Origin of the sequence: Curtobacterium sp. PhB115, assembly GCF_003752025.1 — a bacterium.
Lineage (GTDB): Bacteria > Actinomycetota > Actinomycetes > Actinomycetales > Microbacteriaceae > Curtobacterium.
In genome coordinates this window covers 56,557-69,738 of record NZ_RJKR01000009.1, presented here as the reverse complement: position 1 = coordinate 69,738, position 13,182 = coordinate 56,557, and the positions used below count along the sequence as shown (strand labels likewise).

At 71.9% G+C, this 13,182-nt stretch carries 10 protein-coding genes, 1 tRNA gene and 1 other RNA gene; 4 read left to right on the top strand and 8 right to left on the bottom strand.

Annotated elements, in window-relative coordinates; genetic code table 11:
- Positions 1-77: 77 nt before the first annotated feature.
- Positions 78-174, bottom strand: an RNA gene (gene ffs, locus EDF19_RS13310) — signal recognition particle sRNA small type.
- A 37-nt stretch (positions 175-211) separates the two neighbouring features.
- On the opposite strand from ffs, the gene EDF19_RS13305 reads away from it, so the two are divergent.
- Positions 212-886, top strand: a complete 675-nt coding sequence (locus EDF19_RS13305) for an NAD(P)H-binding protein (RefSeq protein ID WP_123681366.1) — start codon at positions 212-214, stop codon at positions 884-886.
- 110 nt (positions 887-996) lie between these two features.
- Here the strand turns inward: EDF19_RS13305 and EDF19_RS13300 are convergent, their stop codons facing one another.
- Positions 997-2,193, bottom strand: a complete 1,197-nt coding sequence (locus tag EDF19_RS13300; RefSeq protein WP_123681365.1) for an acetate/propionate family kinase — start codon at positions 2,191-2,193, stop codon at positions 997-999.
- Positions 2,194-2,245: 52 nt separating this feature from the next.
- A complete protein-coding gene (gene pta, locus EDF19_RS13295) occupies positions 2,246-4,354 on the bottom strand; it encodes a phosphate acetyltransferase (protein ID WP_123681364.1) in 2,109 nt (702 codons plus the stop codon).
- Between the two features lie 122 nt (positions 4,355-4,476).
- On the opposite strand from pta, the gene EDF19_RS13290 reads away from it, so the two are divergent.
- Together EDF19_RS13290 and EDF19_RS13285 are read left to right on the top strand one after the other, a co-directional pair.
- Positions 4,477-4,564 (top strand) — tRNA-Ser (locus EDF19_RS13290).
- Between the two features lie 282 nt (positions 4,565-4,846).
- Positions 4,847-5,491, top strand: a complete 645-nt coding sequence (locus EDF19_RS13285) for a hypothetical protein (RefSeq protein WP_123681363.1) — start codon at positions 4,847-4,849, stop codon at positions 5,489-5,491.
- A 65-nt stretch (positions 5,492-5,556) separates the two neighbouring features.
- Here the strand turns inward: EDF19_RS13285 and EDF19_RS13280 are convergent, their stop codons facing one another.
- Together EDF19_RS13280 and EDF19_RS13275 are read right to left on the bottom strand one after the other, a co-directional pair.
- Positions 5,557-7,587, bottom strand: coding sequence for a helicase HerA-like domain-containing protein (locus EDF19_RS13280; protein WP_123681362.1), 2,031 nt, complete (start codon positions 7,585-7,587; stop codon positions 5,557-5,559).
- 54 nt (positions 7,588-7,641) lie between these two features.
- The gene (locus tag EDF19_RS13275) at positions 7,642-8,898 is read right to left on the bottom strand and encodes a multidrug effflux MFS transporter (RefSeq protein ID WP_123681361.1); all 1,257 of its coding nucleotides are present in this window, start codon (positions 8,896-8,898) and stop codon (positions 7,642-7,644) included.
- A 225-nt stretch (positions 8,899-9,123) separates the two neighbouring features.
- Here EDF19_RS13275 and EDF19_RS13270 point away from each other — a divergent pair, with 225 nt between their 5' ends.
- Positions 9,124-9,705, top strand: a complete 582-nt coding sequence (locus tag EDF19_RS13270) for a TetR/AcrR family transcriptional regulator (protein ID WP_185022848.1) — start codon at positions 9,124-9,126, stop codon at positions 9,703-9,705.
- A gap of 86 nt (positions 9,706-9,791) precedes the next feature.
- Here EDF19_RS13270 and EDF19_RS13265 read toward each other — a convergent pair whose 3' ends face one another.
- The 3 genes from EDF19_RS13265 to EDF19_RS13255 form a co-directional block, all read right to left on the bottom strand.
- The gene (locus EDF19_RS13265; RefSeq protein ID WP_185022847.1) at positions 9,792-10,394 is read right to left on the bottom strand and encodes a substrate-binding domain-containing protein; all 603 of its coding nucleotides are present in this window, start codon (positions 10,392-10,394) and stop codon (positions 9,792-9,794) included.
- A 1-nt stretch (position 10,395) separates the two neighbouring features.
- On the bottom strand, positions 10,396-11,940 hold the full coding sequence (locus tag EDF19_RS13260) for an MFS transporter (RefSeq protein ID WP_123681358.1): 1,545 nt from the start codon (positions 11,938-11,940) through the stop codon (positions 10,396-10,398).
- Positions 11,941-12,028: 88 nt separating this feature from the next.
- Positions 12,029-13,174: a cystathionine gamma-synthase gene (locus tag EDF19_RS13255; RefSeq protein ID WP_123681357.1), complete on the bottom strand. Its 1,146-nt coding sequence runs from the start codon at positions 13,172-13,174 to the stop codon at positions 12,029-12,031.
- Positions 13,175-13,182: the final 8 nt, after the last annotated feature.

Genomic DNA, 13,182 nt, shown 5'->3' with positions numbered 1-13,182 from the left:
CAAGCACTCCGAACACGAAGAAGACTCCTCACGCACCCGCGCACGAGACAGCGCAGCCCCGGTTACCCTGCAGGCACGAAAAAGACTCCTCACGCACCCGCCAGAGCCCGGTTACCCTTGCTGCGTTTCCGCCCTGGGGGAGTTGGCCTGGATGGCGTCACGTGAGGAGCCGCCGAGAAGTCTACCGGATGCACAGGGCAGGATCGGACACATGAAGATCGCCATCGCCGGAGGACACGGACAGATCGCCCTGCTCCTCGCCCGCCAGATCACCGACGCCGGCCACGACGCCGTCGCCATCGTCCGCAACCCCGCGCACGTCGCCGACGTCGAGCAGCAGGGCGCCCGGGCGATCATCGCGGACCTCGAGCAGCTCGACGACGACGACCTGGCGCTGCGCCTCCGTGGCGTCGACGCGGTCGTGTTCGCCGCCGGCGCCGGTCCGGGCAGCGGGGCCGAGCGGAAACTCTCGGTCGACCGTGACGGAGCGATCCTGCTCGCCGACGCCGCCGAGCGGGTCGGCATCCGCCGGTACGTGATGATCTCGGCGATGGCGGCGGACAGCTACGACCCGGCACTCGCGGTCGTCCCGGCGCAGGACGACGACGCGGTGTTCCAGGTCTACCTGCGGGCGAAGGCCGAGGCGGACGCGAACCTCCGTGCCCGCAGCCTGCGCTGGACGATCGTCCGCCCGGGAGCCCTGCTCGACACCCCGCCGCAGGGCACGGTCGACGTCGGCCCGACGGTCCCCCGTGGGTCGATCCCCCGCGCCGACGTCGCCACGGTCGTCCTGCACGCGCTGCTCGACGACTCGGCGGTCGGCGTGCAGTTCGAGGTCACGAGCGGCGACACCCCGATCCCCGCGGCGCTCGACGCCCTGACCTGACCGAGCGAGACGCCGGCGTCAGCGCGCGAGCACAAGCACAAGCACACGCGCGCGAACGCACACGCGCGCGAACGCACACGTGCGCGAACGCGCCAGCGCACCAGCGCCCGTCAGAGCGCGACCGCAGCCGACTGCCGGGCGATCTCGAGCTCCTCGTTCGTCGGGATCACGAGCACCGCGACACGTGAGGTGTCCGTGGAGATGACCCGCGCCTCCCGGGATGCCAGCTCGTTGCGGTCCGGATCGATCTCGATGCCCAGGTGTTCGAGCCCGGCGAGGACGCGCCGGCGCAGCAGCGCGTTGTTCTCACCGACACCAGCGGTGAACACCACGGCGTCGAGCCCGCCGAGCTGCGCCGTGTAGGCACCCACGTAGCGGCGGATCCGGTGGCGGTACACGGCGAGCGCCGCCTCGGCGACCTCGTCGCCGTTCAGCGCGGCGTCCTGCACGTCCCGCATGTCGCCGCTGCCGGTCAGACCGAGCAGCCCGGACTGCTTGTTGAGCATGGTGTCGAGCTCGTCGAAGGACAGCCCGGCCTCGCGGTGCAGGTGCAGCAGGACGGCCGGGTCGAGGTCACCCGAGCGGGTGCCCATCACGAGGCCCTCGAGCGGCGTGAGCCCCATGGACGTCTCGATGGACCTCCCGCCGTCGATCGCCGCGGCCGACGCCCCGTTGCCGAGGTGCAGCACGATCGTCTTCAGCTCGGACAGGGGGCGGTCGAGGAACACCGCGGCCTGCTCCGAGACGTACTTGTGGCTCGTGCCGTGCATGCCGTAGCGGCGGATCGCGTACTTCGCCGCCAGGTCCGCCGGGATCGCGTAGGTGTACGCGTGCGGCGGCATCGTCTGGTGGAACGCGGTGTCGAACACGGCGACGTGCGGCACGTCCGAGAAGACCTGCTTCGCGGCGCGGATGCCCTCGAGGTTCGCCGGGTTGTGCAGCGGCGCGAGGCTGTTGAGCGCCTCGATCTGCTCCTCGACCTCGTCGGTGACGACCGTCGCGGCGGAGAACGTGGTGCCGCCGTGCACGACACGGTGGCCGACCACCGCGGGCGGGTGCTCGTCGAACGACGGACCGATCTTGGTGAACGCGTCGATCATCGCCTGGAACCCGGCGGCGTGGTCGGGCACGTCGGCCGCGTCGTTCGACGACGACTCCCCCGTCAGCGCGTTGGTGTGCTTCCACGCGCCGGCCGACTCGCCGATGCGCTCCACGAGTCCGGAGGCGAGCGTGCGCTCCCCCTCGAGCTCGATGAGCTGGTACTTGAACGAACTCGATCCGGAGTTCACGACGAGGGCTGCGGTCACGGGGTGGGTCACTTTCTCTGTCGGACTGGAGGCACGGTGCGCGTCGCGCAGGTCAGGCCGCGTCGGACGCGGTGCCGGCCTGGATCGCGGTGATCGCGACGGTGTTCACGATGTCGCTCACGAGCGCGCCGCGGGACAGGTCGTTGATCGGCTTGCGGAGGCCCTGCAGGACCGGTCCGATGGCGACCGCGCCGGCGGAGCGCTGCACGGCCTTGTACGTGTTGTTGCCGGTGTTGAGGTCCGGGAAGATGAACACCGTCGCCCGGCCGGCCACCGGCGAGTCCGGCATCTTCGTGCTCGCAACGGTCGGATCAGCCGCGGCGTCGTACTGGATCGGGCCCTCGACGAGCAGGTCGGGTCGGCGCTCGCGCACGAACGCGGTGCCGGCCCGGACCTTGTCGACGTCGGCGCCGGATCCGCTGTCACCGGTCGAGTAGCTGAGCATCGCGACGCGGGGGTCGATGCCGAACTGGGTGGCGGTCTCGGCGGATGAGATCGCGATGTCGGCGAGCTGCTCGCTGGTCGGGTCCGGGATCACCGCGCAGTCGCCGTAGACGAGCACGCGGTCGGCGAGCGCCATCAGGAACACGCTCGACACGATCGAGGTGTCCGGACGGGTCTTGATGATCTCGAACGACGGCCGGATCGTGTGCGCCGTGGTGTGCTTCGCGCCGGAGACCATGCCGTCGGCGAGCCCGAGCTGCACCATCATCGTGCCGAAGTACGAGACGTCGGTGACGGTGTCCCGTGCGAGCTCGACCGACATGCCCTTGTGGGCGCGGAGTCGGGCGTACTCCTCGGCGAAGCGCTCACGGAGCTCCGGGTCGAACGGCGAGACGAGCTGCGCGGCGTCGAGGTCGAGGCCGAGCTCGGTCGCCCGCGTGCGGATCGTGGCCGGGTCGCCGAGGATCGTCAGCTCGCAGACCTGGCGCTGCAGCAGCGTCGACGCCGCGCGGAGGATGCGGTCGTCCTCGCCCTCGGGCAGCACGATGCGCTTGCCGTAGCTGCGGGCACGGTCGAGCAGGCCGTGCTCGAACATCAGCGGGGTCACGACGCCGGACGGGGTGAGCTGCAGCCGGTCGCGCAGGGCCTCGGCGTCGACGTGCTGCTCGAACAGTGCGAGCGCGAGGTCGGCCTTCCGCGGTGAGTCGGCGGCGAGACGCCCGCGGGTCTGGGTGATGCGGAGCGCGGTGTCGTAGGTGCCGAGGTCGTTCTGCGCGATCGGCAGCGAGCTCGACAGCCCCTCGAGCAGCCGGGAGATCTGCGGCGCGGTCTCGAACCCGCCGTTGAGGATCACACCGGCCAGGCTCGGGAACGTCTCCGACTGGTTCGCCAGCAGGGTGGCGATGAGGACGTCGCTCCGGTCACCGGGGACCACGACGATGCCGCCCTCGATCAGGCGGGGCAGGACGTTCTCCATGCTCATGCCGGCGACGACGGTGCCGAGGGCTTCGCGGTCGAGCAGGGCGTCGTCACCGCGGACCAGGGTGGCGTCGGTCGCCTGCAGCAGCGCGCGGACGGTGGGGGCGACGAGCACGCGGTCCTCGGGGATCGCCCACACCGGCACGTCGGGGTGGTCGTCGTGCACGGCCTGCTCGACGCTCGTCACGATCGCGGCGAGGGCGTCCGGGTCCGACCGGTTCACGATGACGCCGAACAGCTGCGCGTGTGCCGCCCGCAGCTCGCTCGTCGTGACGTCGGCGACCTGCGCCATCGCCTCGGGGGTGCGGGCTCCGCGTTCGGCGGCGTCGCGACCACCGAGCACGAGCAGCACCGGGGCGCCGAGGTTCGCGGCGACCTTCGCGTTGAACGAGAGCTCGGTGGGGCTGCCGACGTCGGTGTAGTCGGAGCCGAGCACCACGACCGCGTCGCACTGCTGCTCCACCAGCGCGAACCGGTTCAGGATCGTGCCGAGTGCCGCGTCGGGGTCGGCGTGCACGTCGTCGTAGGTGACCCCGACCGCGTCGTCGTAGGAGATGCCGACCGCGGTGTGCTGCAGCAGCAGTTCGAGCACGTAGTCGGGTTCGTCCACCGACCGGGCGACGGGGCGGAACACGCCGACGCGGCCGACGGAGCGTGCGAGGGTCTCGAGGACACCGAGGGCGACCGTGCTCTTGCCCGTGTGCCCTTCTGCTGACGTGATGTAGATGCGGGTCGACACGTTCCCCAGGCTAGTCGCCGGACATGTCACGACAACTGGGAGGACGCGGGCCCGCGACACGCGGTCGTGAGCACCCTCGAAGAACCTGTACCATTGGGTGTCGCCGTCGCGAGACGGTGTCAGGAGAATTCGCCTAGTGGCCTATGGCGCACGCTTGGAAAGCGTGTTGGGTGCAAGCCCTCGGGGGTTCGAATCCCCCATTCTCCGCCAGCAGTACGTCGCAAGTACGACGAGCCCCGCACCCCCTCGGTGCGGGGCTCTTCTGCGTGCAGTGGTCCCCCACGCGACGGACCACCGTGTCCCCTGTTCGCCAGCAAACGGCCGCGAAACGCCGTCCGGGGGTGGAACGGGCTGTCCCCGATACCGGTCGGTCGCCTATGCTGACCGGGCGGACGGCTCCGGGACGAACCGGCCGCAGTGCATCGAGCGGCAGGGGCGTCGCTCGACGGGCAGCCTCATCGGCGTGCCCGGAGCACCTGAGAGGAGACGCGCATGGGGGACCTGACGGTGCCGGCAGCACCACACCTGCGCGCCGACGTGTTCGACGTCGTCCTCCGTCCGCGCCGTTCCCTCGTGCGCTCCACCGCCCTCAGCATCGTGTTCTCCGCCGTCCCGCTCGCGGTCGCGCTCGTGTGGGTGTCGTTCCCGTTGCGGATCTGGGCCGTCGTCGCCACCGTCGTGGTGGTGCTCGCCGTGGCCGTCGGTGTCACGTTCGTCCGGCTCAGCACCGCGTACATCGGCATCGACCACGACGGCATCACGATCCGTGGTGTGGTCACCGCGCACCGCCGGATCCCCCGGGCCCGGGTGCACAGCCTCGTGCTCGCGACGACGTTCGGCAGTTCGGTCGACCGCACGATGCGCGAACTGGTCGCGTTCGACGAGACCGGCGCCCACCTGTTCCGCATCCGCGCGGACGTCTGGGGCGACGACGGTCTCGAGCGAGTCGTCGATGCGCTCGGCGTGCAGGTCTCGGACGATCCCCGTCCGGTGTCGGCCCGGGCCTTCGCACGCCGCTACCCCGCGAGCCGTGCCTGGTACGAGCAGCGGTTCGCGTACCTGGCCGTCGGCGGGTTCGCCGTCGTGCTGGTCGCTGCGCTCTTGCTCGTCGAGGTCACCGGCCTGCTCGGGAACTGACGCGCCGCCGCGCGCTCCCCCGCGCTCCCCGGGCCCCCGCGTTCCCGCGTTCCCCGCGCTCCCGCTCAGCGCCGCCGCCGCAGGGTCGAGAAGATCCCCTGCACCACCTCGCGCGCGATCGTGCCGCCCAGCTTCGACCCGAGCAGCTCCGACAGCGGGTCGTCCGCCGTCCGCGACGTCGTGGTCCGCGTGCTCCTGGTGCTCCGTCCGGACCGCCGCGATGCCGCCTGGCGCTCCGCCTTCTCGAACTCCCGCTGCGCCCGCTCGTACTCCTGCTGCGCCGCAGCGCGCTCGCGCTCCTCCTGCTTCGCCTGCGCCGCCGCTTCCTTCGCCGCGGCCGCTGCAGCTCGTGCGGCTTCCTTCTCCGCCTCTGCCGCCGCGAGGGCAGCGTCCTTCTGCGCGTCCACCGCAGCCGCCTCGGCCGCAGCGGCCTCCATCCGGCGGGCGAGCATCTCGTGGGCGGAGTCCGGGTCGACCCGGGTGCCGTACGTGACCGACAGCGGCGATGCCGAGACCCGCGCCTGCATGTCGGCGGCGGGCATCGGGTCCATCGATCCCTGCGGCGCGCGCAGACGCGTCCACGCGACGGGCGTCGGTGCGCCCTTCTCGTTCATCACGGTGACGATCGCTTCGCCGGTGGCCAGCGACGTCAGCACCTCGCCGAGGTCGTAGTCGCTCGTCGGGTAGGTCGACACCGTCGCCCGGAGCGCCTTCGCGTCGTCGGGGGTGTGGGCACGGAGTTGGTGCTGGATCCGTGACCCGAGCTGCGCGAGCACGTCGTTCGGGAAGTCCTTCGGGGTCTGGGTCACGAAGAACACCCCGACGCCCTTCGACCGGATGAGCCGGACGGTGCGCACGATCTGGTCGGTGAAGTCCTTCGAGGCCCCGTTGAACAGCAGGTGCGCCTCGTCGAAGAAGAACACGAGCTTCGGCTTGTCCTGGTCGCCGACCTCGGGGAGCTCGTTGAACAGGTCCGCGAGCAACCACATCAGGAACGTCGAGAAGACCTCGGGCTGGTCCTGCACCCCGGGGACCTCGAGCAGGCTCACGATCCCCCGCCCGTCGGCCGCCGTCCGGAGGAACACCTGCGTGTCGATCTCGGGCTCGCCGAAGAACGCGTCCGCACCCTTGTCGGCGAACGTCACGAGCTCCCGCAGGATCACCCCGGCGGTCTGCTTCGACAGCCCGCCGAGCTCGGCCAGCTCACCCTTGCCGGCGTCGCTCACCAGGAACGTCAGGACGCTCCGCAGGTCCGACAGGTCGACGAGCGGCAGACCGGCGCGTTCGGCGTAGTGGAACACGAGCCCGAGCGAGGACTCCTGCGTGTCGTTCAGCCCGAGCACCTTCGACAGCAGCAACGGCCCGAACCCGGAGACGGTGGCGCGGATCGGCACCCCGGTCCCCTGCCCGCCGAGCGAGAAGAGCTCCGCCTGGCTCGCCACACCCTGCCACTGCTGGCCGATGCCGGCGGTCCGGGCGAGGAGCTTCTCGTTGCCCTCACCGACGACCGCGAGGCCCGACAGGTCCCCCTTGACGTCGGCCGCGAACACCGGCACGCCGTTCGCGGCGATCTGCTCTGCGAGCACCTGCAGCGTGCGGGTCTTGCCGGTCCCGGTGGCACCGGCGACGAGGCCGTGACGGTTCAGCATCCCGAGCGGGATCCGGACCTGGACGTCCGGCAGGGCGTCGCCGTTGACGAGCGCCCCGAGTTCGAGGGCGCTGCCCTCCACCGCGTAGCCGCTCCGGATCGCGGCGATCGCGTCCGGTCCCAGCGGGCCCGCGACACCACTGCCGGGAGGCACGGTGCCGGACGTGCCCGCGGGCTCGGCCGACGGGGTGGGCGCGACCACCCCGGTGGCCGCCGGCTCAGCGTCGGGCGCGAGTCGGGCCTCCTGGCCGGTGGGTGCCGGTGACCCGGCGACCGCCGGCTCCGCGTCGGCGACGAGTGTCGGTTCCGGTCCCGGGGCCGCTGCGGCCAGGGCCGCGGCGAGTTCCTCCGCGCGTCTCGCGGCCTCGTCGGCGAGCCGACGTGCCTCGTCCGCCGCCTGCTTCGCCGCTTCGGCCGCGGCCCGCGCCTGCTCCACCACGTCGCTCATGTCCACAGCATATGGACGCACCGACGCACGTGTCCGGCCGGCCGTGCCCCGGTGTCAGTGGGTGAGCGCCGGCACGGTCCGGGGTCGGACGACGGCCCAGAGGATGACGATCGCGGCGACCGAGGTGCACGCCATCACCATCGCCATCGGGGCGGCCGTGCTGATGCCGAGCCAGCCGACGATCGGCGAGATCAGGCCGGCGACACCGAAGTTCAGGGCGCCGAGGAGCGACGCAGCCGTCCCCGCCTCCTTGCCGTGGGCGGCGAGACCGATGACCTGGACCAGCGGGAACGAGAACCCGCACGCGGCGATGAAGAACCAGAGCGGCACGAGCACGCCGACGAGCCCCGCGTCGAGCAGGTCGAGCACGATGATCGCCACCGCGGACAGGAAGAGCGTCGCCGTCGAGCACGCCAGGATCCACTGCGGACCGACACGCTGTGCGAGCCGCGCCGACACCTGGACCCCGATCACGACGCCGACCGAGTTCACCGCGAAGAGCAGACCGTACTGCTGCGCGTCGAGTCCGTACACGCCCTGGAACAGGAACGGCGACGAACTGAGGTACGAGAACAGGCCGCTGAACACCATCGCGCCGATGAGGGCGACGCCGACGAACACCCGATCCGAGAACAGCGCCTTGTACCGCTGCCCGATCGTGGAGTGCCCGGCCTCGTGCCGACGCGCGGGCGGCAGCGTCTCGACGATGAGCAGGATCGACGCCAGGACCACGGCGGCGCCGTAGCAGGCGAGGAAGACGAAGACACCGGGCCAGCTGACGAACCGGAGCATCTGCGAGCCGATCAGCGGCGCGAGGATCGGCGCGAGACCGTTCACCATCGCGAGCCGGGACAGCATCCGGACCAGGGGCTTGCCGCCGAACAGGTCGCGGACGGTCGCCATCGCGACGACGCCACCGGCCGAGGCGCCCATCCCCTGCAGGACGCGGAAGAGCGCGAGGACCTCGACGTTCGGCGCCAGTGCGGCACCGACGGACGCCCCGACGTGCACCGTCGTCGCGATGATGAGCGGGAGACGACGCCCGACCTTGTCGCTCCACGGGCCGACGAGCAGCTGCCCGATCGCGAAACCGAGCGTCGTCGCCGTCAGGGTGAGCTGGACCGCACCGTCCGTGATGCCGAACTGTTCCTTGATCGCCGGGAAGGCAGGCAGGTAGAGGTCGATGGTGAACGGCCCGAGCGCCGTGAGGGCGCCCAGGACGAAGACGTAGACGAGTCGCTGACGACGGGAGAGCGAGTCTCCCGGGTGCAGGATGACCCGGAGCGAACCGGTGGTGGCGGGCGCGGTCACGAGCAGAGTCCTTCGGCGGTGAGGGGAGGGTGGGGGTGATCGCGGGTCGATCGAATCGATTCGTCCGCGGAACCATCCTACGGGTCGTGTGAGCGCTCCCGCAGACCGTGCCACCGATCTCCCGCGTGTTGCCGACGATCCGGAGGGTGCCGGTCGCGTGCCATGCGGTACCGTCGGACTGCTCGGGGGCCTCCGGGCGAACCGGATCAGAAGGGGGTGGGCGTCATGGTGGATGCCCGGATCCTGCACACGACCGCCGCCCTGCGCGAAGCGATCCTGCGGCTCGCGGCCGATCGGCCGGTCTCCCAGATCACCGTCGCCGACGTCACCCGCGCCGCCGGCATCAACCGTGCGACGTTCTACTCGCACGCCGTCTCGCCCGGATCGCTGCTCGCCGACGTCCTGACGCCGGAGCTCGACCGCATCCGCGACGACGACGCCGACGACCGCCGGGCCGCCGCCGCACGCGGTGCCGACGCGGCGGAACTCGCGACGATCACCCGACGCGGCATCAACGCCGTGGTCGAGCACGTCACGGCGCACCGCGAGATCTACGCCAAGGCGCTCCCCGACCCCGAGGACGCCTCGTTGCACCGGCTCCTCGTCAGCCACTTCACGGAGTCGAGCGCGCTGCACATCCGCGAGCTCGACGCCGATCGTCGTCCGGAGCTCCTCGACGACGTCGCCGCGGGGTTCGTGGCGCAGGGCTTCGTCGGGGCGATCGAAGCCTGGCTCGCCGGCCCCCGACGATCGCGCAAGGCACTGGTCGAGACGATCACGCGGTCGTTCCCGGCGTGGTGGAGCTGACTGCGTTCGTCGGAGTCGGTGGTGTCGGCTGACTCCTCGGAGTCGGTGGAGGCGACAGACTCCTCAGAGTCAGTGGTGTCGGCTGACTACTCGGAGTCCGTGGTGTCGCCGTCGCTCGGGTCGGTCTCCGGCTTCTCGCCGCGCTGGAGTGACTGCACGGTCTCGACGGCCGTCGCCGCTGTGTCCGCGTCGTCGGCACCCGCCGGCACCCGGTAGTCCGCCGAGACCCCGTCTCCACCGGTCCCTGTCGCGGGCAGCGGGTCGCCGAGGGAGACCACGACGACGCCGGCGTCGTGCGCCGTCTGGACCACACCGGTCAGGGTCGAGGGACGTGCGGCGTGCACGAGGAGCGCCTTCGCGCCCTTGCGGACGAGCTGCGCGACCGCGGTGCGCTGGGACGCGGCGGCGCCGGACGCCGGTGCGACCCGGACGTCGGGACGGAACCCGGCGTCCGTGAGCCCGGTGCGCAGGTCGGCGGCGAGGTCCGCGTCGTCGTGCACGAGGACCACACCGATCACGGCCTGCTGGTCGAAGCCGCCGTCGGAGCTCGTCAGGTCGGTGCTCTGCACGGGCGTGGGCGCCGCGGACGTCGTGCCCTGGCAGCCGGCCAGTGCGAGCGCCGCGGTGATCGCGACGGCTGCGGCGACGATGCGCAACACCTGGGTCTCCTCCTCGGTCGGGTCTGCCACGCTACCCGGCCGTGGGGCCGTGCGACGGCGCGGTGCCGCCGGTGGGCGCGGTACTGCCGGAAGGCGCGGTACTGCCGGTAGGCGTAGTGCTGCCGGTAGACGCAGTACTGCCGGTAGACGCAGTACTGCCGGCGGGCGTTGCCACGCTGCCGGCCGTCGCCGGGGCACTACCGGACGTCGCCGGGGGCGGTACCGGGCCGAGGCGCCGCACCGCCGCGACGGCGACCACCGCGAACACGATCATCCCGGCGAACACCAGCGGGAACGACACCGTGCCGTCCGCGCCACCCGTCGCCGTGAACAGCAGGCCGGTCACCGCGAGGCCGATGACACTGCCGGATGCGTCCGCGATCGTGAGCGCCGAGCTCGCGAACCCGTCGTCCCCCTCGCCGGAGAACCGCAGCGTCAGCATCGAGGTCCGCGGGTAGATCGCCCCCATGCCGGCGCCACCGACGAACCAGCCGGCCACGAGCACCCACCACGACAGGTCGAGCGTCGCCACCGCGAGCGCGGTCACCAGGCTCAGCAGCACCAGGGCGAGCCCGACGCCGAAGGTCCGACGCGCCGTGAGACGCTCCTCGCCGAGCCGCCCGTGCACCCAGCTCGACGCCGCCCAGCTCAGGGCGGCGACGGTCAGCGCGAGCCCCGCCGCCGATGCCGACAGGCCGTGCTTCGCCTGCAGCAGGAACGGCACGTACGCCTCGCTGCCGAAGAACGACGCCGCGACCAACCCGCGCAGCAGGACCACAGACGGCAGCCCCGCGGCGGCCCGGAAGGTGCCGGTCGGCAGCAGCGGACGCAGCGCGAACCACGTGCCGACCAGACCGACCACGACGGCCGCGACCATCCCCCACGGCGTCAGGTCCGGCGCGACGTTGAGGAGCAGGATCGCGACGGCGGCGGCCACCGACCAGCCGATCCGCGTGCGCTGCCACGGAGGCCGGAGCGCGGCGGCCGGCGGGTGCAGGCGTCCGAGCGTCGGCACCAGCAGTGAGAAGGCGACGAGCGCGATCACGAGTGCCCCGGCGAAGACCCAGTGCCAGTTCCAGACGTCGGTCACGATGCCGGCCAGGGCCGGACCGATCAACGCCGGGACGACCCACGCCGCAGCGAACCCGGCGAACACCGGGCCGTGCAGCTCCGGCGGGAAGATCCGGGCCACGAGCACGTAGAGGACCACGTCGATGGCGCCGGCACCGAACCCCTCGACGAGGCGGCCGGCGAGGAAGACCTCCATCGTCGGCGCGAGCATCACCACACCGGTCCCGACGGCGAACAGTGCGGCCGAGACCCACGCGACGACACGGCCACCGGCCCGGTCCGTCCAGTTGCCGGCGAGGACCATGCCGGGTACCCCGGCGGCGAGCGGCGCCGCGAACGCGAGGGCGTACAGCGCCTGCCCGTCGAGGTCCGTGCTGATCACCGGCATGATCGTCGTCATCGCCAGGTTCTGGAACGCCGCGACCCCGACGATCGCGACCATGCCGATCGTCGCGAGCGCGTACCGCCCGCTCAGCAGGCTCGTCCTCGACGCCGTGGTGCTCACCGGATCATCGTAGGGCCGACCGGTGACGCCCGGGCAGCGACGGCCGCGGGCGCAGCCGGCCGGGTCAGCGAGTCAGCGCGTCAGCGCGTCAGCGCGTGAGCGCCTGCTGCAGGTCCGCGATCAGGTCGCCGGCGTCCTCGATGCCGACGGACAGGCGCACGACGTTCTCCGGGACCGCGAGCTCCGTGCCCTTCACCGAGGCGTGGGTCATCTCGGTCGGGTACCCGATCAGCGACTCCACGCCACCGAGCGACTCGGCGAGCGCGAACAGCTCGGTCGACTCCGCGAAGCGGCGAGCCGCGTCGGGACCGCCGGCGAGGGCGACCGAGAGCATCCCGCCGAACCCGCGCATCTGCCGCGCGGCGACGTCGTGCCCCGGGTGGTCGGCGAGGCCCGGGTAGTACACCCGCTCGACACCGGGAGCGGCGACGAGCGCCTCGGCGACGGCCTGCGCGTTCGCGGAGTGCCGCTCCATCCGGACCGCCAGGGTCTTGATGCCACGGGTCGTCAGGAACGCGTCGAACGGCGACGAGATCGCGCCGGCGCCGAACTGCAGGAACTGCACCTTGTCGGCGAGCTCCTGGTCGGCGAGCACCACGGCACCGCCGACGACGTCGGAGTGGCCGCCGAGGTACTTGGTCGTCGAGTAGACGACGACGTCGGCACCGAGCGACAGCGGCTGCTGCAGGTACGGCGACGCGAAGGTGTTGTCGACGACGACGAGGGCCCCGGATTCGTGCCCGAGGGTCGCGAGCGCGGCGATGTCGGCGATCTTCATGAGCGGGTTCGTCGGCGTCTCGACCCAGAGGATCGTCTGCTCCGGTGCACCCTCGAGCGCAGCGCGGACCCGGTCGAGGTCGCTCATGTCGACGACGACGAGCTCGACGCCCCACGGCACGTGCAGGCGGTTCACCAGGCGGTGGGTGCCGCCGTAGACGTCGTTGCCCATCACGACGCGGGCGCCCGGGCGGAGCGCCGCCCGGAGCAGGGCGTCCTCGGCGGCGAGGCCGGAGGCGAAGGAGTACGCCGCGACCCCGCCGTCCAGGTCGGCGAGGAGCGTCTGCAGCCCGTCGCGCGTCGGGTTGCCTGCTCGGGAGTACTCGTACCCGTTGCGCATGCCGCCGATGCCGTCCTGCACGTACGTCGACGTCAGGTGGATCGGCGGGATGACGGCGCCGGTGGGGCCGTCGGGCTCCTGGCCGGCGTGGATGGCGCGGGTGCTGAACTCGGTCATGCTGGCGG

Excerpts from the sequence above, each read along its gene's own strand:
- EDF19_RS13255 (WP_123681357.1), bottom strand. The coding sequence starts at position 13,174 with ATGACCGAGTTCAGCACCCGCGCCATCCACGCCGGCCAGGAGCCCGAC.
- EDF19_RS13280 (WP_123681362.1), bottom strand. The coding sequence starts at position 7,587 with ATGAGCGACGTGGTGGAGCAGGCGCGGGCCGCGGCCGAAGCGGCGAAG.
- EDF19_RS13270 (WP_185022848.1), top strand. The coding sequence starts at position 9,124 with ATGGTGGATGCCCGGATCCTGCACACGACCGCCGCCCTGCGCGAAGCG.
- EDF19_RS13285 (WP_123681363.1), top strand. The coding sequence starts at position 4,847 with ATGGGGGACCTGACGGTGCCGGCAGCACCACACCTGCGCGCCGACGTG.
- EDF19_RS13305 (WP_123681366.1), top strand. The coding sequence starts at position 212 with ATGAAGATCGCCATCGCCGGAGGACACGGACAGATCGCCCTGCTCCTC.